This is a genomic window from Streptomyces sp. NPDC059989 (assembly GCF_042736975.1).
Lineage (GTDB): Bacteria > Actinomycetota > Actinomycetes > Streptomycetales > Streptomycetaceae > Streptomyces.
In genome coordinates this window covers 1-14,823 of the sequence record NZ_JBHWUO010000012.1, presented here as the reverse complement: position 1 = coordinate 14,823, position 14,823 = coordinate 1, and the positions used below count along the sequence as shown (strand labels likewise).

13 protein-coding genes are annotated in these 14,823 nt (G+C 72.0%); 5 read left to right on the top strand and 8 right to left on the bottom strand.

The window, feature by feature from the left end:
- Positions 1–94: 94 nt before the first annotated feature.
- Positions 95–682 (bottom strand): hypothetical protein, encoded by a 588-nt coding sequence (locus ACFWBN_RS13015; protein ID WP_385175183.1) that lies wholly within the window; start codon positions 680–682, stop codon positions 95–97.
- Positions 683–1,031: 349 nt separating this feature from the next.
- Between ACFWBN_RS13015 and ACFWBN_RS13010 the strand changes: the two genes are divergently transcribed.
- From ACFWBN_RS13010 to ACFWBN_RS12995, 4 genes are all read left to right on the top strand, one after another.
- Entirely contained in the window at positions 1,032–1,757 is a 726-nt protein-coding gene (locus tag ACFWBN_RS13010; RefSeq protein WP_385175180.1) for a TetR-like C-terminal domain-containing protein, read from the top strand.
- A 43-nt stretch (positions 1,758–1,800) separates the two neighbouring features.
- Entirely contained in the window at positions 1,801–2,952 is a 1,152-nt protein-coding gene (locus tag ACFWBN_RS13005) for an MAB_1171c family putative transporter (protein ID WP_385175176.1), read from the top strand.
- A gap of 298 nt (positions 2,953–3,250) precedes the next feature.
- Complete coding sequence (locus ACFWBN_RS13000) at positions 3,251–3,703, top strand: helix-turn-helix domain-containing protein (protein WP_385175172.1); 453 nt, start codon at positions 3,251–3,253, stop codon at positions 3,701–3,703.
- Complete coding sequence (locus ACFWBN_RS12995) at positions 3,700–4,278, top strand: ImmA/IrrE family metallo-endopeptidase (RefSeq protein WP_385175169.1); 579 nt, start codon at positions 3,700–3,702, stop codon at positions 4,276–4,278. The genes ACFWBN_RS13000 and ACFWBN_RS12995 overlap by 4 nt, the downstream gene beginning before the upstream one ends.
- A gap of 10 nt (positions 4,279–4,288) precedes the next feature.
- On the opposite strand, the gene ACFWBN_RS12990 is transcribed toward ACFWBN_RS12995, so the two are convergent.
- Both ACFWBN_RS12990 and ACFWBN_RS12985 read right to left on the bottom strand, forming a co-directional pair.
- Positions 4,289–7,681, bottom strand: a complete 3,393-nt coding sequence (locus ACFWBN_RS12990; RefSeq protein WP_385175164.1) for an aminotransferase class I/II-fold pyridoxal phosphate-dependent enzyme — start codon at positions 7,679–7,681, stop codon at positions 4,289–4,291.
- Positions 7,678–8,619, bottom strand: a complete 942-nt coding sequence (locus tag ACFWBN_RS12985) for an NAD-dependent epimerase/dehydratase family protein (RefSeq protein WP_385175160.1) — start codon at positions 8,617–8,619, stop codon at positions 7,678–7,680. Before ACFWBN_RS12985 ends, ACFWBN_RS12990 begins: the two co-directional genes overlap by 4 nt.
- A gap of 161 nt (positions 8,620–8,780) precedes the next feature.
- Here ACFWBN_RS12985 and ACFWBN_RS12980 point away from each other — a divergent pair, with 161 nt between their 5' ends.
- A complete protein-coding gene (locus tag ACFWBN_RS12980; RefSeq protein ID WP_385175157.1) occupies positions 8,781–9,107 on the top strand; it encodes a hypothetical protein in 327 nt (108 codons plus the stop codon).
- A 32-nt stretch (positions 9,108–9,139) separates the two neighbouring features.
- On the opposite strand, the gene ACFWBN_RS12975 is transcribed toward ACFWBN_RS12980, so the two are convergent.
- The 5 genes from ACFWBN_RS12975 to ACFWBN_RS12955 are packed head-to-tail and all read right to left on the bottom strand — an operon-like array spanning position 9,140 to position 14,610.
- Positions 9,140–9,955, bottom strand: coding sequence for an enoyl-CoA hydratase (locus tag ACFWBN_RS12975; RefSeq protein ID WP_385175154.1), 816 nt, complete (start codon positions 9,953–9,955; stop codon positions 9,140–9,142).
- A complete protein-coding gene (mmsB, locus tag ACFWBN_RS12970; RefSeq protein WP_385175151.1) occupies positions 9,952–10,884 on the bottom strand; it encodes a 3-hydroxyisobutyrate dehydrogenase in 933 nt (310 codons plus the stop codon). Before mmsB ends, ACFWBN_RS12975 begins: the two co-directional genes overlap by 4 nt.
- A complete protein-coding gene (locus ACFWBN_RS12965; protein WP_385175148.1) occupies positions 10,881–11,960 on the bottom strand; it encodes an enoyl-CoA hydratase/isomerase family protein in 1,080 nt (359 codons plus the stop codon). Before ACFWBN_RS12965 ends, mmsB begins: the two co-directional genes overlap by 4 nt.
- Positions 11,957–13,105, bottom strand: coding sequence for an acyl-CoA dehydrogenase family protein (locus ACFWBN_RS12960; RefSeq protein WP_385175145.1), 1,149 nt, complete (start codon positions 13,103–13,105; stop codon positions 11,957–11,959). The genes ACFWBN_RS12965 and ACFWBN_RS12960 overlap by 4 nt, the downstream gene beginning before the upstream one ends.
- Before the next feature lie 5 nt (positions 13,106–13,110).
- Positions 13,111–14,610, bottom strand: a complete 1,500-nt coding sequence (locus ACFWBN_RS12955) for a CoA-acylating methylmalonate-semialdehyde dehydrogenase (RefSeq protein ID WP_385175142.1) — start codon at positions 14,608–14,610, stop codon at positions 13,111–13,113.
- Between the last annotated feature and the right edge of the window lie 213 nt (positions 14,611–14,823).

Below are 14,823 nucleotides of genomic sequence, written 5' to 3'. Positions count from 1 at the left end.
CCGTTGCCGTGGTCAAGCGGGGTGGGGGTGGATCGAGGGGGGTTGGGGGGTGGAGGCCACGAAGGCCTCCACCCCGTCGGACCGGGTCCGGTGATTAGAAGGGGAGCTTGAAGGGGAGCTTGATCCCGAGGCCGAGGCCTCCGGCGCCACCGTTGCCACCGTTGCCGGCGACCTTGCCGTTGCCGCCGTCACCAGCCGCACCGCCGTCACCGCCGTTGTTGAGGCTGGCACCACCGGCAGCGCCGTTGCCGCCGTTGCCGCCCTTGTCACGGCCGTCACCGCCGCCACCGCCGCCACCGCCGGCGCCGCCCTGCTCGAAGACGCCGATGCCGCCGACCCCGCCGTCGCCGCCGTTGCCGCCCTCCCGGCCCTCGCCGCCGCCGCCACCGCCGCCACCGCCGCCACCGGTCTTGACACCGAAGCCGCCGGCGCCGCCGACGCCGCCGTCGCCGCCCTTCCCGAAGACACTGGCCCCGCCGCCGCCACCCTGGCCGCCGCCGCCGCCGACCTCACCGCTGCCGCCCTTGCCTCCGGCGCCACCCTTGCCTCCGTCGGTCGGCAGGAGCGTGGTCACCTGTCCGGGCATCGGAGCCGCCGTGGCCACCGTGGCCGGAAGGGCGATCCCTCCACCGATCACAGCGATGGAAGCGGCCAGCGTCGCGAAACGAATCTTGCGGTTCATGATGTTCTCCTAAATATCCTGATGATCAATTGAGGTGCCCCGGGGATTCGGGACGTTGCGGCGATATAGGGGAGAGGGGAAATCCTCCGGGAGGAGGTCTTCCGTCTCTGTCCTTTGCCTCGTTCCGTTTCCGGTGAGGCCTTCCCGCTCCATAAGTAAGCCCCGCCGGGCACCCCCCGGTCATGTTGCGGAAAGTCGGGACTTGACACGCCCCTAAACGTCGGATAAAAGGCCCCTGCATGGTCGCCTTCGGGCCGCCGGGCCCCCTGTGGCCGGATCGGATCGCATGGGCGGCCCGCTCGTGAGACCGCACTCACGGCCGCCGGGTGTCGGCCGGTACGGTGCCGCCATGGATTCCGCTAAGAGTTCGACCGCCGACAGCCCCACGCCGTCGGCGGTGATCAAGGACATCGCCCGTCAGCAGCTGGAGAACCTGGGTGGCGCAGGACTGTCCCTGGAGGCCGTGGCCCGCGACAGCGGGCTCGCCCTCCCCGATGTGGCAGCCGTCTTCCCGCACCGGGACGACCTGCTGACCGCACTCGTCATAGACGCCTACAACGCCTCCGGCGCCGCCATGGAGCAGGCCGACGGGGCCGCCGGGGAGGCCGGTGCGTCAGCGGGTGCGCGGCTCCTCGCGGTGACGCGCGCGCTGCGGCAGTGGTCCTTCGACCACCCCGCCGAGTTCACGCTGATCTACGGATCGCCCGTGCCCGGCTACCACGCCCCCCAGGACACGGTTCCGGCCGCGTCGCGCACGCCCGGGGTCCTCGCCGGCATCGTGCGGTCGGCGCTCGAGGGCGGCGCGCTCACCCCGCCCCGGCGTGCGGTGCCCGGCCCGCCGCTGCTCCTGCCGGCGGCCGTGGAGGCCTTCGGCGGTGTGCCCGAGGCTCCGTTCTCGGACATCATCGAACGCGGCATCGTCCTGTGGAGCAATCTGATCGGCCTCCTGGTGTTCCAGGTCTTCAGCCGTACCCACGACAGCGTCAGGGACGAGGCGGCGTTCTTCGACTACGCCATCGCCGTGGCGGCCGAGAGCATCGGGCTCGAGGTCCCCTCGGACCGGAACACCGAATGAACCGTCCGCCGCGCATGTGCGGCACGTGCAGAAACCCGGGGACGTGAACACCACCAGAACCCTCTGCTTCGTCATAGCGGCGCTCTCGTCGTACGCGGCGCTCATATACCGCCTGTCCCAGGCCCGGCGCAGCTGGCGGGACAGTGCCTACCGCACGCTGATCGCCACGCTGCTGCTCCAGTGCCTCACCTTCACGATGGGTGCCGTCGCGATGGGGGGCAACAGCTTCCTGGGCGTCGGCAACCTCGCGATCCTCCTCATGCACCTGTCGGCGGTGGCCTTCTGCGTCAGCGCGCAGATCATCCTGCTGCGGTGGGCGGCCGCGGAGGAGGAGACGGTGCGCAAGGCGCGCTACTGGCTGGTCACCGGCATCGTCCTCGACGTGCTGTTGACGGCCCTCTTCTTCCTCGCCGACGGCACCGGCCGTCCCACCTCGGACTTCGACGGCAGCAGCGAGCCGCTGCTGCTCACGTACCTCCTGGTCTTCATCGTGTCCCAGGCGGTTCCGTGCGTCTCCATCTACCGCCAGTGCGGCCCGTACGCCCGGATGACCGGCAACGCCTCGCTGCGGCAGGCCCTGCGGCTGCTGTCGGTCACCGCGGTGGTCCTCTTCCTCTACTGCCTGGCCAGGACGGTCAACATCCTCACCGCGGCGGGCGGTGTCGACATCGGCGCCTGGAAGGTCGCCGCTTCCGTCTTCAGCGCGGCGGGCATCGTCATGCTCTCGCTCAGCCTGACCATGTCCTCCTGGGGCCCCTCGGCCACCCGGCTCCTGGACTGGTCCCGCTCCTACCGGTCCTACCGGGCGCTCTACCCGCTCTGGCGGGACCTGTACGAGTCCTCCCCGGACATCGCCCTGGAGCCGCCCGGCGCCTCGGTCTCCGACCTCGACTACCGCCTGCACCGGAGGGTCGTCGAAATACGGGACGGGTGGCGGGATTTGCGCCCGTACATCGACCGCACCACCCACGGCGCCGGCGCCTCGGACGGCGAGGCGAGCGAGGAGTCGCGGCAGGCCTTCACCGAAGCGGCGCAGATCAAGCAGGCTCTGCTCGCCAAACGGAACGGCACCGTCCCTCAGGACAGCAAGGACGAGGGCGAGTTCGACGATCGCGACACGGACAACTTCACGGCAGAAGTGGCCTGGCTCACCAAAGTCGCGGCCGCCTACAGTAAACTCGGCACTGCGAGTTGAGAGTTCCCGCCCGGTTTGCATCCCCCGTCAAACCGGGCGGGACATCCCCCGTTCCCCCGTTTTCCTTGCGGGCCGGACGGGTGGCTCCCGCCCGTGACTGGCCCGGCCTCTCCCCCGAGGGCCGGGCCAGTCCGATTTCTGCAGCCAACTTGGCAACCCCCGTCGGCCAAGTTAACTGGCAGCTATCGGCGAGACCCAACGTTGGCGGAGTCCAGGCCAATTGTCAACTGACCGCTAATCTGTGAAACTGGCGTATAGCCAAGGGCTATACCGAGGAGGTGACGGGAGGAAGATCACCATGACCGAGACCGATACCGAGGGCGACGACCGGCCCCTTCTCGCGGCGCGCCTCGACGACCTGTTCAAGACGGTTCGCCCCAAGGGCAAGCACTGGACCAACGCCGAGGTGGCGGATGAGCTGAAGCGGGCCAACCCCGAACTCAAGGTCGGGGGTGTGTACCTGTCGCAGTTGCGGACGGGGAAGCGCTCCAACCCCTCGCCCGACCTCCTGGCCGCCCTCGCGCGCTTCTTCGGCGTATCCGTCGCCTACTTCTTCGACGACCAGGTCGCCGAGTCGGTGCTCAGCCAGCTCGCCGCCATCGAGGCGCTGCGCCAGTCCGGGGTCCGCGCCGTGGCCATGCGGGCGGCCGGCATGAAGAAGGAGAACCTCCAGGCCATCACGGCCATCATGGACCAGTACCGGCAGATGCAGGGCCTGCCGCCGGTCACCGACTCCTCCGAGCCCGAATGAAGGGCGCCAGGAAGGAGCGCTCGGCCGATCAGGACCGCCGCAGCCGGCTCAAGAAGCTGCGGAAGGCCGGAGCCCAGCGGATCGCCGAACTCGACCTCCCCCAGGCGGCCGACGTGGCCGAACTGTGCCGCCACCTCGGCGAGGTGCGCGACCGCCCGATCATCCTGGTCCCGATGCAGATGCCCTCGTCGCATCCGTGCGGCATGTGGGTCGCCGCCCGCGACGAGGACCTGATCTTCTACGACGCCAACACCACCAGCGCGCATCAGGAGCACATCATCTTGCACGAGCTGGGCCACATCATCTGCTGCCATCGCGGGGCCGGCGGGCTGGACGAGGCGGCCGCCCGCCTCCTCTTCCCCGACCTCGACCCCGACCTCGTGCGCGACATGCTCCTGCGCGCGACCTACGACGACGTCCAGGAGCAGGAGGCGGAGATCATCGCCTATCTGCTCTCGCAGCGGGTGGGCAGCGCCGAGCAACGGCAGGGCGCGGCCCCGCCCGCGGAGCCGGCAGAGGGCGCCGATCCCGGGAAGAGCGCCATGCTCAGCCGGATCGAACGCACCCTGATCTGAGATGGGTGGCTCACGGCGCGGCGGCCGCCACCTCCTCGGCCAGGATCGAGACGGCGCGCCGGATGTCGTCCTCCCGGTGTTCGCTGGTGAGGAAGAACCGCAGCCTCGACAGCCCCTCCTCCACGGCGGGGTGGAAGATCGGATCGGCGATGACGCCCCGGTCGAAGAGCCGGCCGGAGACGCGCAGGGTCTTCGCCGAGTCGCCGAGGATGCACGGCACGATCGGGGTGCCGGAGCTGGAGCCCGTCGCCAGCCCGGCGGCGGCCGCCAGGCCGAGGAAGAGCTCGGAGTTGCGCCTCAGCGCGCGCACCCGGTGCGGTTCCGCGACGATCAGCTCCGTGGCGGCCAGCGCCGCGGCCGCGTTGGGCGGGCTCAGACCGACGCTGTAGACGAAGCCGGGGAGCGTGTGGCGCAGCCAGCGCACCATCCGGGCCGAGCCGCCGAGGTAACCGCCGCAGGCCGCGAAGGCCTTGGAGAGGGTCCCCATCCACAGGTCCACGTCGGACCGGTCGACCCCGAAGAACTCACCGACCCCTCGGCCGTGTGCGCCGACGGTGCCGATGCTGTGCGCTTCGTCGACCATCAGCAGGGCGCCGTAACGCTTCTTCAGCTCGATCACGGAGGGCAGGTCGACGAGGTCGCCGTCCATGCTGTAAGCGCCCTCGACGACGATCAGCACCCGCCGGAACCGGGAGCGGTTGAGCCCCAGCATGTACTCCAGCTGACCGATGTCGTTGTGCGCGAACGGGCGCCGCGCCGCCCCGGACAGGGCGCATCCCTGGAGGATGCTGTCGTGCGCGAGCGCGTCGTGCACGACGAGGTCGCCCGCGCCGACGAGGTGCCCTATGGCGGTGACGTTCGTGGCATGGCCGCTGACCAGCGTCAGGCAGTCCCCGACACCCAGGAAGTCGGCCAGCGCCCGCTCCAGACGGACCGTCAACTCCCGTTCGCCCGAGAGCACGCGGCTCGCGGAGACCGAGGTGCCGTACCGGTCCACTGCCCGGTGCACCGCCTCGTCGACCGCCGGATGCCCGGAGAGGCCCAGGTAGTTGTAGCTTCCGAAGGACAGGTACGTACGCCCGTCGATCACTGTCGTGTCGCGGATGTTGCCCTCGTGGACGCGGAAGTACGGGAACTCCACCCCGCTGCCGACGATCGAGCCCAAACGCTCCTCGAATTCGGCCACTTCCGGGAACTCGTCGACGCTCGCCGTCCCGGCCTCCCACTCGGCAGGCGGCTGCGGGAGGGGTCTTTCGGTGGCGGGGGCTCGCGTCTGCGCATGGTCCGGATCGACGAGCTCGATCAGCCGGCCGACGGTGAGTTCACGCGCGAACAGCTCTTCGGTCCGGAAGCCCGGCACCCGTTTGCCGATGGCGACTTCCAGCTCCTGCAGCATCAGGGAGTCGAAGCCGAGATCGGCCACCAGCGTCATCCGCTCCCCGACGTCGGAGAGCGGGAAGACACCGGTCCGCGAGACCGCTTCGAGCACGACGGCCGCGGCGGACTCGCCATCGAACCGGGCCGCATCGGGTGCGGGTGCCGCAGTCCGCACCGCTTCGGGCGGTTCCACCGGTCCGGCCGGGTCCGACACCTCGCGCTTCGACTCGTCCACGACCCAGTGACGGCGTGGGGCGAGCGGACTCGGCGGCAGGGTGCACGGGGGTATGCGCTCCCCCACCGGGCGGAGCCCCGGACCGGTGTCGGCGCGCTCCGCCGGCCGGGTCCGCCCCGGCTCCGGATCCCCGGTACCGCTCGCCGCCACGGCCGCGGCGGCCTCGGTCAGCCGGGCCGCGGCGTCGGCGGTGTCCTGCGCCACCAGGGTGAGGCGTTCGGGGAGCGGGGCCCGGCGGGCCAGGGTGTCCGCCACCCCGGCCAGCGGGGGCTGGTCCTCGGTGATGGTCTGCGCCAGCTCCCGGGCGTAGCGGGCCAGCCCGTCCCGGTCGCGGGCACTGAGGACCAGGAGGTGCGGTCCCGCGGCCGGTGCCTGCGGGGCGGCCGGTGCCGCGGGGCACTCCTCCACCACCATGTGGACACCGGTGCCGCCGAAGCCGAAGGCGCTGACCCCCGCCCGGCGCGGCCGACCGGTCTCCGGCCAACGGGTCGGCGTCGTCGGCACGGTGAGGCGCGCGGCATCGAGCGCGGACCGATCGGCCAGGTCGAACTCCGGCTGCGGGGGTATCACTCCCCGCTGCACGGCCAGGGCCGACTTGACGAGCCCGGCTATGCCCGCGGAGTTCAGCGAGTGTCCGACGACCGCCTTCACCGCGCCGAGGAAGGCGGGTGCGGAGTCCTCGCCGCGCAGTTCGCGCAGGACGCCGAGCTCGACGGGGTCGCCGACCGTGGTCCCGGTGCCGTGCGCCTCCAGATAGCCCACGCCGTCCGGGGGCAGGCCGGCGTCCCGGTAGGCCCGGCGCAGCGCCCGGAGCTGACCGGCCGCCTGGGGGTGCATACCGCCCTGGACGGTGCCGTCATTGGCCGTTCCCACGCCCCGGATCACCGCGTAGACCCGGTCGCCGGCAGCCAGCGCGTCGGCGAGGGGCCGCAACACCAGTACTCCGCCGCCCTCGCCCAGGACGAAGCCGTCGGCCCCCGTGCCGAACGGCAGGCACCTGCCGCTGCGCGAGAGGGCGCCGATCCGGCACAGCCCCACGAGCAGGTCGGGAGCGAGTATCAGCTGGGCGCCGCCCGCGAGGGCGATGCGGGACCGGCCCGCGCGCAGGGCGTACACGGCGTTGGCCACGGCCATGAGTCCACCGGAGCAGGCGGCGTCCAGCGCGTAGCTCTCGCCGTGCAGGTCGAAGACCGAGCTGATCGTGTTCGGCCCCATGTTGAGCAGGAGTCCGGCCACGGACGTGCCGTGCAGCGGGTCGACCGCGCGGACCGCATCCGGCCAGCCGGGGTCGGTCGCCCGCGCCCCGAACTCGCCGCCGGTCAGCTGGCGCATGCGTATCTGCATGGTGCTGAGCTCGCGGTAGCCGCTCTCGGTGAGCGCCGTGATCACCGAGGTCTCCTCGCGGTCGAAGCCGTCGGCTTCCCATCCCGCGTCCTGGATGGCCTCGCGGGCGAGGTCGATCAGCAGCCGGTGCTGCGGGTCCATCGCCCTGGCCCGGCGCGGCGGGATGCCGTAGTGCGCCGCGTCGAAGAGGTCCACGTCCGGCAGCAGCGCCATGGTGTCCGTATAGGCCGACGACGCGTCGCGGAAGTTGTCGCTGAGGAAGGTGGCGGCGCGCCACCGCGAGTCCGGGATACGGGAGAACTGGGCCTGCGGGGCCGTCAGGAGCCTCCAGTACTGGTTCACGTCGCGCGCTCCCGGGAACCGGCACGCCATCCCCACGATGGCTATGTCGTCGGGCCGCGCCGCCTTTGAGTCCGCTGTGGGATCCACCCCTGTCACCGTTCTCACCCGGCGGTGGCCACTCGCTCGCGCCACCAGTCCACGGTCTGCTTGACCTGCTCGTCGAGGGGGGTGGCGCGGACCGCGAACGCGGCCTCGTAGGCGCTCGAATCGACGACGAAGGGACGGTCGAACTGGTAGCGGATCTCCTTCAGTTCGCGAAGGAGCGGGGAGAAGAGCGAGGCCACGGCCAGGACGGGCGACGGCAGCCCGCGCACCGCGACCGGCCCCGTGCCCGCCTGGGCGGCGAGGCGGTCGACCATCTCGCGGACGGACAGCGCGGGCTCCGTCGGGACGTGCCAGGCACGCCCCCAGGCCCGCTCCTCGCCCGCGACCTCGACCAGCGCCCTCGCCACGTCGGGGAGGTAGGTCCAGCTGTGCGGGGCGTCCGGGTCCCCCAGCGTGGAGACCGGCTTGCCGCGCAGCAGCGGGGGCATGACCCGGCCGGCCAGGTGGCCGCCGTCGGTCACGCCGGGTCCGAAGAAGTCCGAGGCCCGCACCTCGACCGCCTTGATGCGGCCCTGCTCGTGCAGGGTCCGCGCCTGCTCCCACGCCGCGGCGCGGATCCGCCCCTTGGTGCCGGTCGCCGCGAGGGGCAGCTCCTCGGTCATGGGACCGGCCACCGGGCCGTAGCCGTAGAGGTTCCCCAGCATCACCAGTACGGCTCCGGTGGACTCGGCCGCGGCACAGAGCGACGCGGCGAGCGGCGGCCATTCGTCGGCCCAGCGGTGGTAGGGCGGCGCGGCGCAGCTGTGGATCGCGGCCGCGCCCTGCGCGGCTTCGGTCAGCCGCGCGCGGTCCGTGGCGTCCAACGCGAGGTGTTCGATTCCGGGTTCCGGGCTTCTCCCCGACTTGGTGACCACCCTTACGGAATGGCCCTGTTCGGCCAGCAGACGGGCGGTTGCGGCACCAGCGGGTCCAAAACCCAAAACGATATGAAGGCTCACACGCGCACACTAGCGCGAGCGGGGACGCCGCAGACGTTGATGATCGGCCTTGTTTGGCATGCTCACCGGCCACGCGGACGGGGCATATGGACTGGGATGTTCCGGCGCATTGGCGGGCACACCCTTCCGTAGGGGCACGAGCGGAGGGGGGCGGATTCCGGATGGAGAAGGACACGGGAGGGCCGGGGCGGCCAGGACGGCCGGGGCAGTCGCGACCGCACGGGGGCGCGGCGTTCCTGCAGGCCCTCGTCGGGTACGTCGGCTTCATCGGAGCGATCTTCGCGGCCCTCGCCGTGGGGGCGTGGAGCGGGTCCTGGCTGCTGGCGGTGGGCGCCTTCCTCGGGGTGTTCCTGGTGGCGAACCTCATCGTGGCCGGGCTGGAGCGGTTGACGGGCACCTCGCTCGGCGCCGGCGACCCGCACGGCCACGGCGGACACGGGGGCAGCACGGGCGGGTACGGCTGTGGAGGGGGCGGGGGCGGCGGCTGACCCCGGGGGGCCTGCCGCCGCTCCCGGTGGGCTCAGCGGTGGGTGAATTCAGGGGGACGCTTGTCTACGAATGCCGCCATGCCCTCCTTCTGGTCCGCGGTGGCGAAGACCGCGTGGAAGAGGCGGCGTTCGAAGCGGACGCCCTCGGCGAGGGTGGTCTCGAAGGCGCGGTCGACCGCCTCCTTGGCCATCATGGCGACGGGCGCGGACATCCCCGCCACGGTCTCGGCGACGGCGAGGGCCTCGGCGAGCAGCTCGCCGGCGGGGACGATCCGGGAGACCAGGCCCGCCCGCTCGGCCTCGGTCGCGTCCATGGTGCGGCCGGTCAGGCACAGCTCCATCGCCTTGGCCTTGCCTACGGCGCGGGTCAGGCGCTGGGAGCCGCCGATGCCCGGGATGACGCCGAGTTTGATCTCGGGCTGGCCGAAGACCGCGGTATCGGCGGCGAGGAGGATGTCGCAGAGCATGGCCAGCTCGCAGCCCCCGCCGAGGGCGTAGCCGCAGACGGCGGCGACGGTGGGGGTGCGGAGGTTTCCGAGGCGGTCCCAGGCGGTGAACCAGTCGCTGAGGTACATGTCCATGTAGCTCTGGGGCCGCATCTCCTTGATGTCGGCGCCGGCCGCGAACGCCTTCTCGGAGCCGGTGAGGACGATGCAGCCGATGGCCGGATCGCGGTCCAGCGCTTCGGTGGCGGCGACGACCTCGTTCATGACCTGGAGGTTCAGGGCGTTGAGGGCCTTGGGGCGGTTGAGGGTGAGGAGTGCGACGCGGCCCTTGCGTTCGACCAGGATCGTCTCGTACGCGTGGTCCGGCGCGGCGGTGTCGGTGTCGGTGTCGGTGTCGGTCATGCCGTGGTTCCGTTCTGGTCGGTGGAGGATCCGGTGGGGCCGGAGCGTTCCCTGATCGCCCGCACGATCGCGGAGAAGTCCTGGCCCGCGCCCGCGCCGTCGGCGAAGGCGGCGTACATCTCGGCCGCGCGCAGGCCGAGGCCGGCGTCGATGCCCCCGGCGCGCAGGGCGTTGGCGGCGAGGCCGAGGTCCTTGGCCATGAGGGGCGCGGCGAAGCCCGGCCGGTAGTCGCGGTTCGCGGGGCTGGTGGGGACGGGTCCGGGCACGGGGCAGTTGACGGTGAGGGCCCAGCACTGTCCGGAGGCGGTGGAGGCCACGTCGAAGAGGGCCTGGTGGGAGAGGCCCAGGCTCTCGCCGAGCACGAAGGCCTCGCCCACGGCGATCATCGAGATGCCCAGGATCATGTTGTTGCAGATCTTCGCCGCCTGGCCGGCGCCGGCGGCCCCGCAGTGCACGACCCGCTTGCCCATCGCGGCCAGGAGGGGTTCTGCCTCGGTGAATTCGGCGGCGCCGCCGCCCGCCATGAAGGTCAGGGTGCCGGCTTCGGCGCCCATGACGCCGCCCGACACGGGGGCGTCGAGGGCCCGGTGGCCGGCGGCGGTCGCGGCCTCGTGGGCGGTACGGGCGTCCGCGACGTCGATGGTCGAGCAGTCGATGAACAGGGTGCCGGGCGCGGCCGCGGTCAGCAGGCCCTCGTCCCGGTAGAGGGAGAGGACGTGCCGTCCGGCCGGGAGCATGGTGATCACCACGTCGGCTCCGGTGGCGGCCCCGACCGCCGAGCCGGCCGCCTCGATGCCGGCCCGGACCGCTGCCGCGAGGGCCTCGGGGACCAGGTCGTAGCCGATCACGCGGTGTCCGGCCTTGACGAGGTTGGCGGCCATGGGGCCGCCCATGTGGCCGAGTCCGATGAATCCGATGACGCTGGTCACCACGCGACCTCCTGGGTCGAGTCGGGTGCGGCGAGGTGCAGTTCGCGGTCGCCGAGCGGGGCGAAGTACCGGTCCACGTCGTGCGCGGTGACCTCGGCGAGGGTGGCGGGCGACCAGTGGGGGGTGCGGTCCTTGTCGATCACCTGGGCGCGGATGCCTTCGACGAGGTCGAGTGAGGCAAGGGCCGCGCAGGAGATCCGGTACTCCTGTTCCAGTACGCGCTCCAGCGGTCCGAGGCCGCGGGCCCGGCGCAGGGCCGCCAGGGTGACCTTGAGCGCGGTCGGGGATTTGCCGGCCAGGACGGTGGCGGCTTCCTTGGCCTCCGCGGTGTCCTCGGCCAGGAGGCGGTCGACGGTCTCCTCGACGGTCTCCGCGCCGTAGCAGCGGTCGATCCACGCGCGCCGGGCCGCCAGTTGGCCCGGCGGCGGCTGGGCGACGAAGCGCTGGAGGGTGTCGTGTACGGAGTCCCGTGCCAGGTCGTCGAGCAGGCGGGGCAGCGATCCCGCGGGGACGAAGTGGTCGGCGAGCCCGCGCAGCAGGGCGTCCGCCGCTCCGACGATGGCCCCGGTGAGGGCCAGGTGGGTGCCGAGCTCGCCCGGCGCCAGGCCCAGCAGGTAGGTGCCGCCCACATCGGGGACGAAGCCGATGCCGGTCTCGGGCATGGCGATCCCGGAGCGTTCGGTGACGATCCGGACGGTGCCGTGCGCGGAGATGCCGACGCCGCCGCCCATCACGATGCCGTCCATGAGGGCCACGTAGGGCTTGGGATAGCGGGCGATGCGGGCGTTGAGCCGGTACTCCTCCCGCCAGAAGTCGGTGGAGGCGGTCCCGCCGGACCGGGCGTCCTCGTGGATGGACCGGATGTCGCCGCCGGCGCACAGGCCGCGCTCGCCCGCTCCGTCGATGACCACGTGGGCGATCGAGGGGTCGTGCTCCCAGGCGGTCAGGGCCTCGTCGATGCGGCGGACCATGGCGTGGTCCAGGGCGTTGAGGGCCTTGGGGCGGTTGAGGGTGAGGTGGCCGGCGTGTCCGCGGGTGCGGACCAGGACGGTCTCGTCGTGTTCGGCGGCCGTCATCGGGCGGCCTCGGTCAGTTCGCGTGCCACGATGACCCGCATGATCTCGTTGCTTCCTTCCAGGATCTGGTGCACGCGCAGATCGCGGACGATCTTCTCGATGCCGTATTCGCTGAGATAGCCGTAGCCGCCGTGGAGTTGGAGGGCGCGGTCGGCCACGGAGTAGCCGGTGTCGGTGGCGAACCGCTTGGCCATCGCGCACAGGCCGGGAGCCGATGCCAGCCCCCGGTCGAGGGCTTCGGCGGCCTGCCGGACCAGGGCCCGGGCGGCCGCCAGCTCGGTGGCCATGTCGGCCAGCCGGAACTGGAGCGCCGGTGAGTCCAGGAGCCTGGCGCCGAAGGCCTCGCGGTCGGCCAGGTAGGCCAGGCTGCGGTCCAGGGCGCCCTGCGCGCCGCCGAGCGAGCAGGCGGCGATCCCGAGTCGGCCGCCGTTGAGGCCGTTCATGGCGATCCGGAAGCCTTCGCCCTCGGCGCCGAGGAGCCGCTCCGCGGGCACGCGGACCCCGTCGAGGATCACCTGCCGGGTGGGCTGGGCGTTCCAGCCCATCTTGCGTTCGTTCGGGCCGAAGGACAGGCCGGGGTCGTCCCGTTCGACGACGAAGGCGGAGATGCCCGCCGGTCCGTTGCCGCCGGTCCGGGCCATGACGACGTACACGTCGGAGGCGCCGGCACCGGAGATGAACTGCTTGACCCCGGTCAGCACGTAGTGGTCGCCGTCCCGTACGGCCCGTGTGCGCAGGGCGCCGGCGTCGGATCCGGCGCCGGGCTCGGTGAGGCAGTAGCTGCCCAGTAACTGCGCCGTGCACAGTCCGGGGAGCCATCGGGCGCGCTGGGCCGCGTCGCCGTAGCGGTCGATCATCCAGGCGACCATGTTGTGGATGGAGAGGTACCCGGCGATGGAGGGGCAGCCGGTGGCGAGGGCTTCGAAGACGAGCACGCCGTCGGCGCGGGTGAGTCCCGAGCCGCCGGACTCCTCCCGTACGTAGACCCCGCCGAGCCCGAACTCCGCGGCGCGGCGCAGGACGTCGACGGGGAAGTGCTTGTCCTGGTCCCAGGCGATCGCGTGCGGTGCGAGCTGCTCCTGGGCGAAGTCGAGGGTGACCTCGGTGAGGGCGAGCTGGTCCTGGCTGAGCATGGTGGTGGTCATGGCGGTCATCCCATGGTCGGGATGGTGAAGCTCGCGCCCTCCTTGACCCCGGAGGGCCAGCGCGAGGTGACGGTCTTGGTGCGGGTGTAGAAGCGGACGGCGTCCGGGCCGTGCTGGTTCAGGTCGCCGAAGCCGGAGCGCTTCCAGCCGCCGAAGGTGTGGTAGGCGACGGGGACCGGGATGGGGACGTTGACGCCGACCATGCCGGTGTTGACCCGGCGGGTGAACTCCCGGGCGGTGTCCCCGTCGCGGGTGAAGATCGCGACGCCGTTCCCGTACGGGTGCTCGCTCGGCAGGCGCAGCGCCTCGTCGAAGTCGGCGGCGCGTACGACGGACAGGACGGGGCCGAAGATCTCCTCGCGGTAGATCCGCATGGCGGGGGCGACCCGGTCGAAGAGGGAGGCTCCGGCGAAGAAGCCGTTCTCGTGGCCGGGCAGGGTGAATCCGCGTCCGTCGACGACGAGTTCGGCGCCTTCGTTGACCCCGATGTCGACGTAGCGGCGGACCCGGTCGAGGGCGTCCCGGCTGACCAGGGGGCCAAAGTCGGCCTCGGGGTCGTCGGAGCGGCCGATGCGCAGGGTCGCGATGCGCTCCTTCAGGGCGGCGACCAGGCGGTCCGCCGTCTCCTCGCCGACGGGGACCGCGACCGAGATGGCCATGCAGCGCTCGCCGGCCGAGCCGTAGCCGGCGCCGATCAGCGCGTCGACGGCCTGGTCCAGGGCGGCGTCGGGCATCACGATCATGTGGTTCTTGGCCCCGCCGAAGCACTGGGCGCGCTTGCCGTGCGCGGCGGCGGTGGCGTAGATGTGCGCGGCGATCGGGGTGGAGCCGACGAAGCCGAGCGCCTGCACGCGGGGGTCTGCCAGGAGGGTGTCGACGGCTTCCTTGCCGCCGTTGACGACGTTGAGGACGCCCGGCGGCAGCCCGGCCTCCAGGAAGAGTTCGGCGAGGCGCAGGGGTACGGAGGGGTCGCGCTCGGAGGGCTTGAGGATGAAGGCGTTGCCGCAGGCCAGGGCGGGGGCGGCCTGCCACAGCGGGATCATGGCGGGGAAGTTGAAGGGGGTGATGCCGGCGACGACCCCGAGCGGGCTGCGCAGGGAGTGCACGTCGATGCCGGTTCCGGCGTTGTCGGTGAACTCCCCCTTGAGCAGATGGGGGATTCCGGCGGCGAACTCCACGACCTCCAGGCCGCGTTGCAGGTCGCCGTGGGCGTCGGCGACGGTCTTGCCGTGCTCGGCGGACAACAGCCGGGCCAGGCCGTCGCGTTCGCCTTCGACGAGCTGGAGGAAGCGCAGCATGACGCGGGCGCGCCGCTGCGGGTTCCACTCGCCCCACTCCCGCTGCGCCGCGACCGCGTCGGCGATCGCGTGCTCGGTGTCGGCGCGGCCGGCGAGCGGTACCCGGGCCTGGACGGCGCCGGTGTTGGGGTCGTACACGTCGCCGAAGAGGCCCGACGTGCCGGTGGTGTGCTTTCCGCCGATGAAGTGGGTGAGTTCACGGATCATGGAAGCCTGCTCTCGTCAGGTGAGATCCGAGGAGGGCGCGGGCAGGCGCGCGGCGGCGCACCGGTCGGGTGCGCGCAGCGTGGCGAGCCGCGGGACGCGAAGGCCGTGGATCGGGGGAGGGCTAGGCAGTGTCTGATGGCTCTTTGATGAGATCGCGGAGCCAGATCACGATGGCTGCTGTGGCCAGGGTGCCGTTGAAGATGTAGTCGCGTT

Bases quoted from the DNA above. Each gene is read 5' to 3' on its own strand.
- ACFWBN_RS12965 (WP_385175148.1), bottom strand. From the start codon at position 11,960: ATGACGGCCGCCGAACACGACGAGACCGTCCTGGTCCGCACCCGCGGA.
- ACFWBN_RS13010 (WP_385175180.1), top strand. From the start codon at position 1,032: ATGGATTCCGCTAAGAGTTCGACCGCCGACAGCCCCACGCCGTCGGCG.
- ACFWBN_RS13000 (WP_385175172.1), top strand. From the start codon at position 3,251: ATGACCGAGACCGATACCGAGGGCGACGACCGGCCCCTTCTCGCGGCG.
- ACFWBN_RS12960 (WP_385175145.1), bottom strand. From the start codon at position 13,105: ATGACCACCACCATGCTCAGCCAGGACCAGCTCGCCCTCACCGAGGTC.
- ACFWBN_RS12975 (WP_385175154.1), bottom strand. From the start codon at position 9,955: ATGACCGACACCGACACCGACACCGACACCGCCGCGCCGGACCACGCG.
- ACFWBN_RS12995 (WP_385175169.1), top strand. From the start codon at position 3,700: ATGAAGGGCGCCAGGAAGGAGCGCTCGGCCGATCAGGACCGCCGCAGC.
- ACFWBN_RS13015 (WP_385175183.1), bottom strand. From the start codon at position 682: ATGAACCGCAAGATTCGTTTCGCGACGCTGGCCGCTTCCATCGCTGTG.
- ACFWBN_RS12955 (WP_385175142.1), bottom strand. From the start codon at position 14,610: ATGATCCGTGAACTCACCCACTTCATCGGCGGAAAGCACACCACCGGC.
- ACFWBN_RS12980 (WP_385175157.1), top strand. From the start codon at position 8,781: ATGGAGAAGGACACGGGAGGGCCGGGGCGGCCAGGACGGCCGGGGCAG.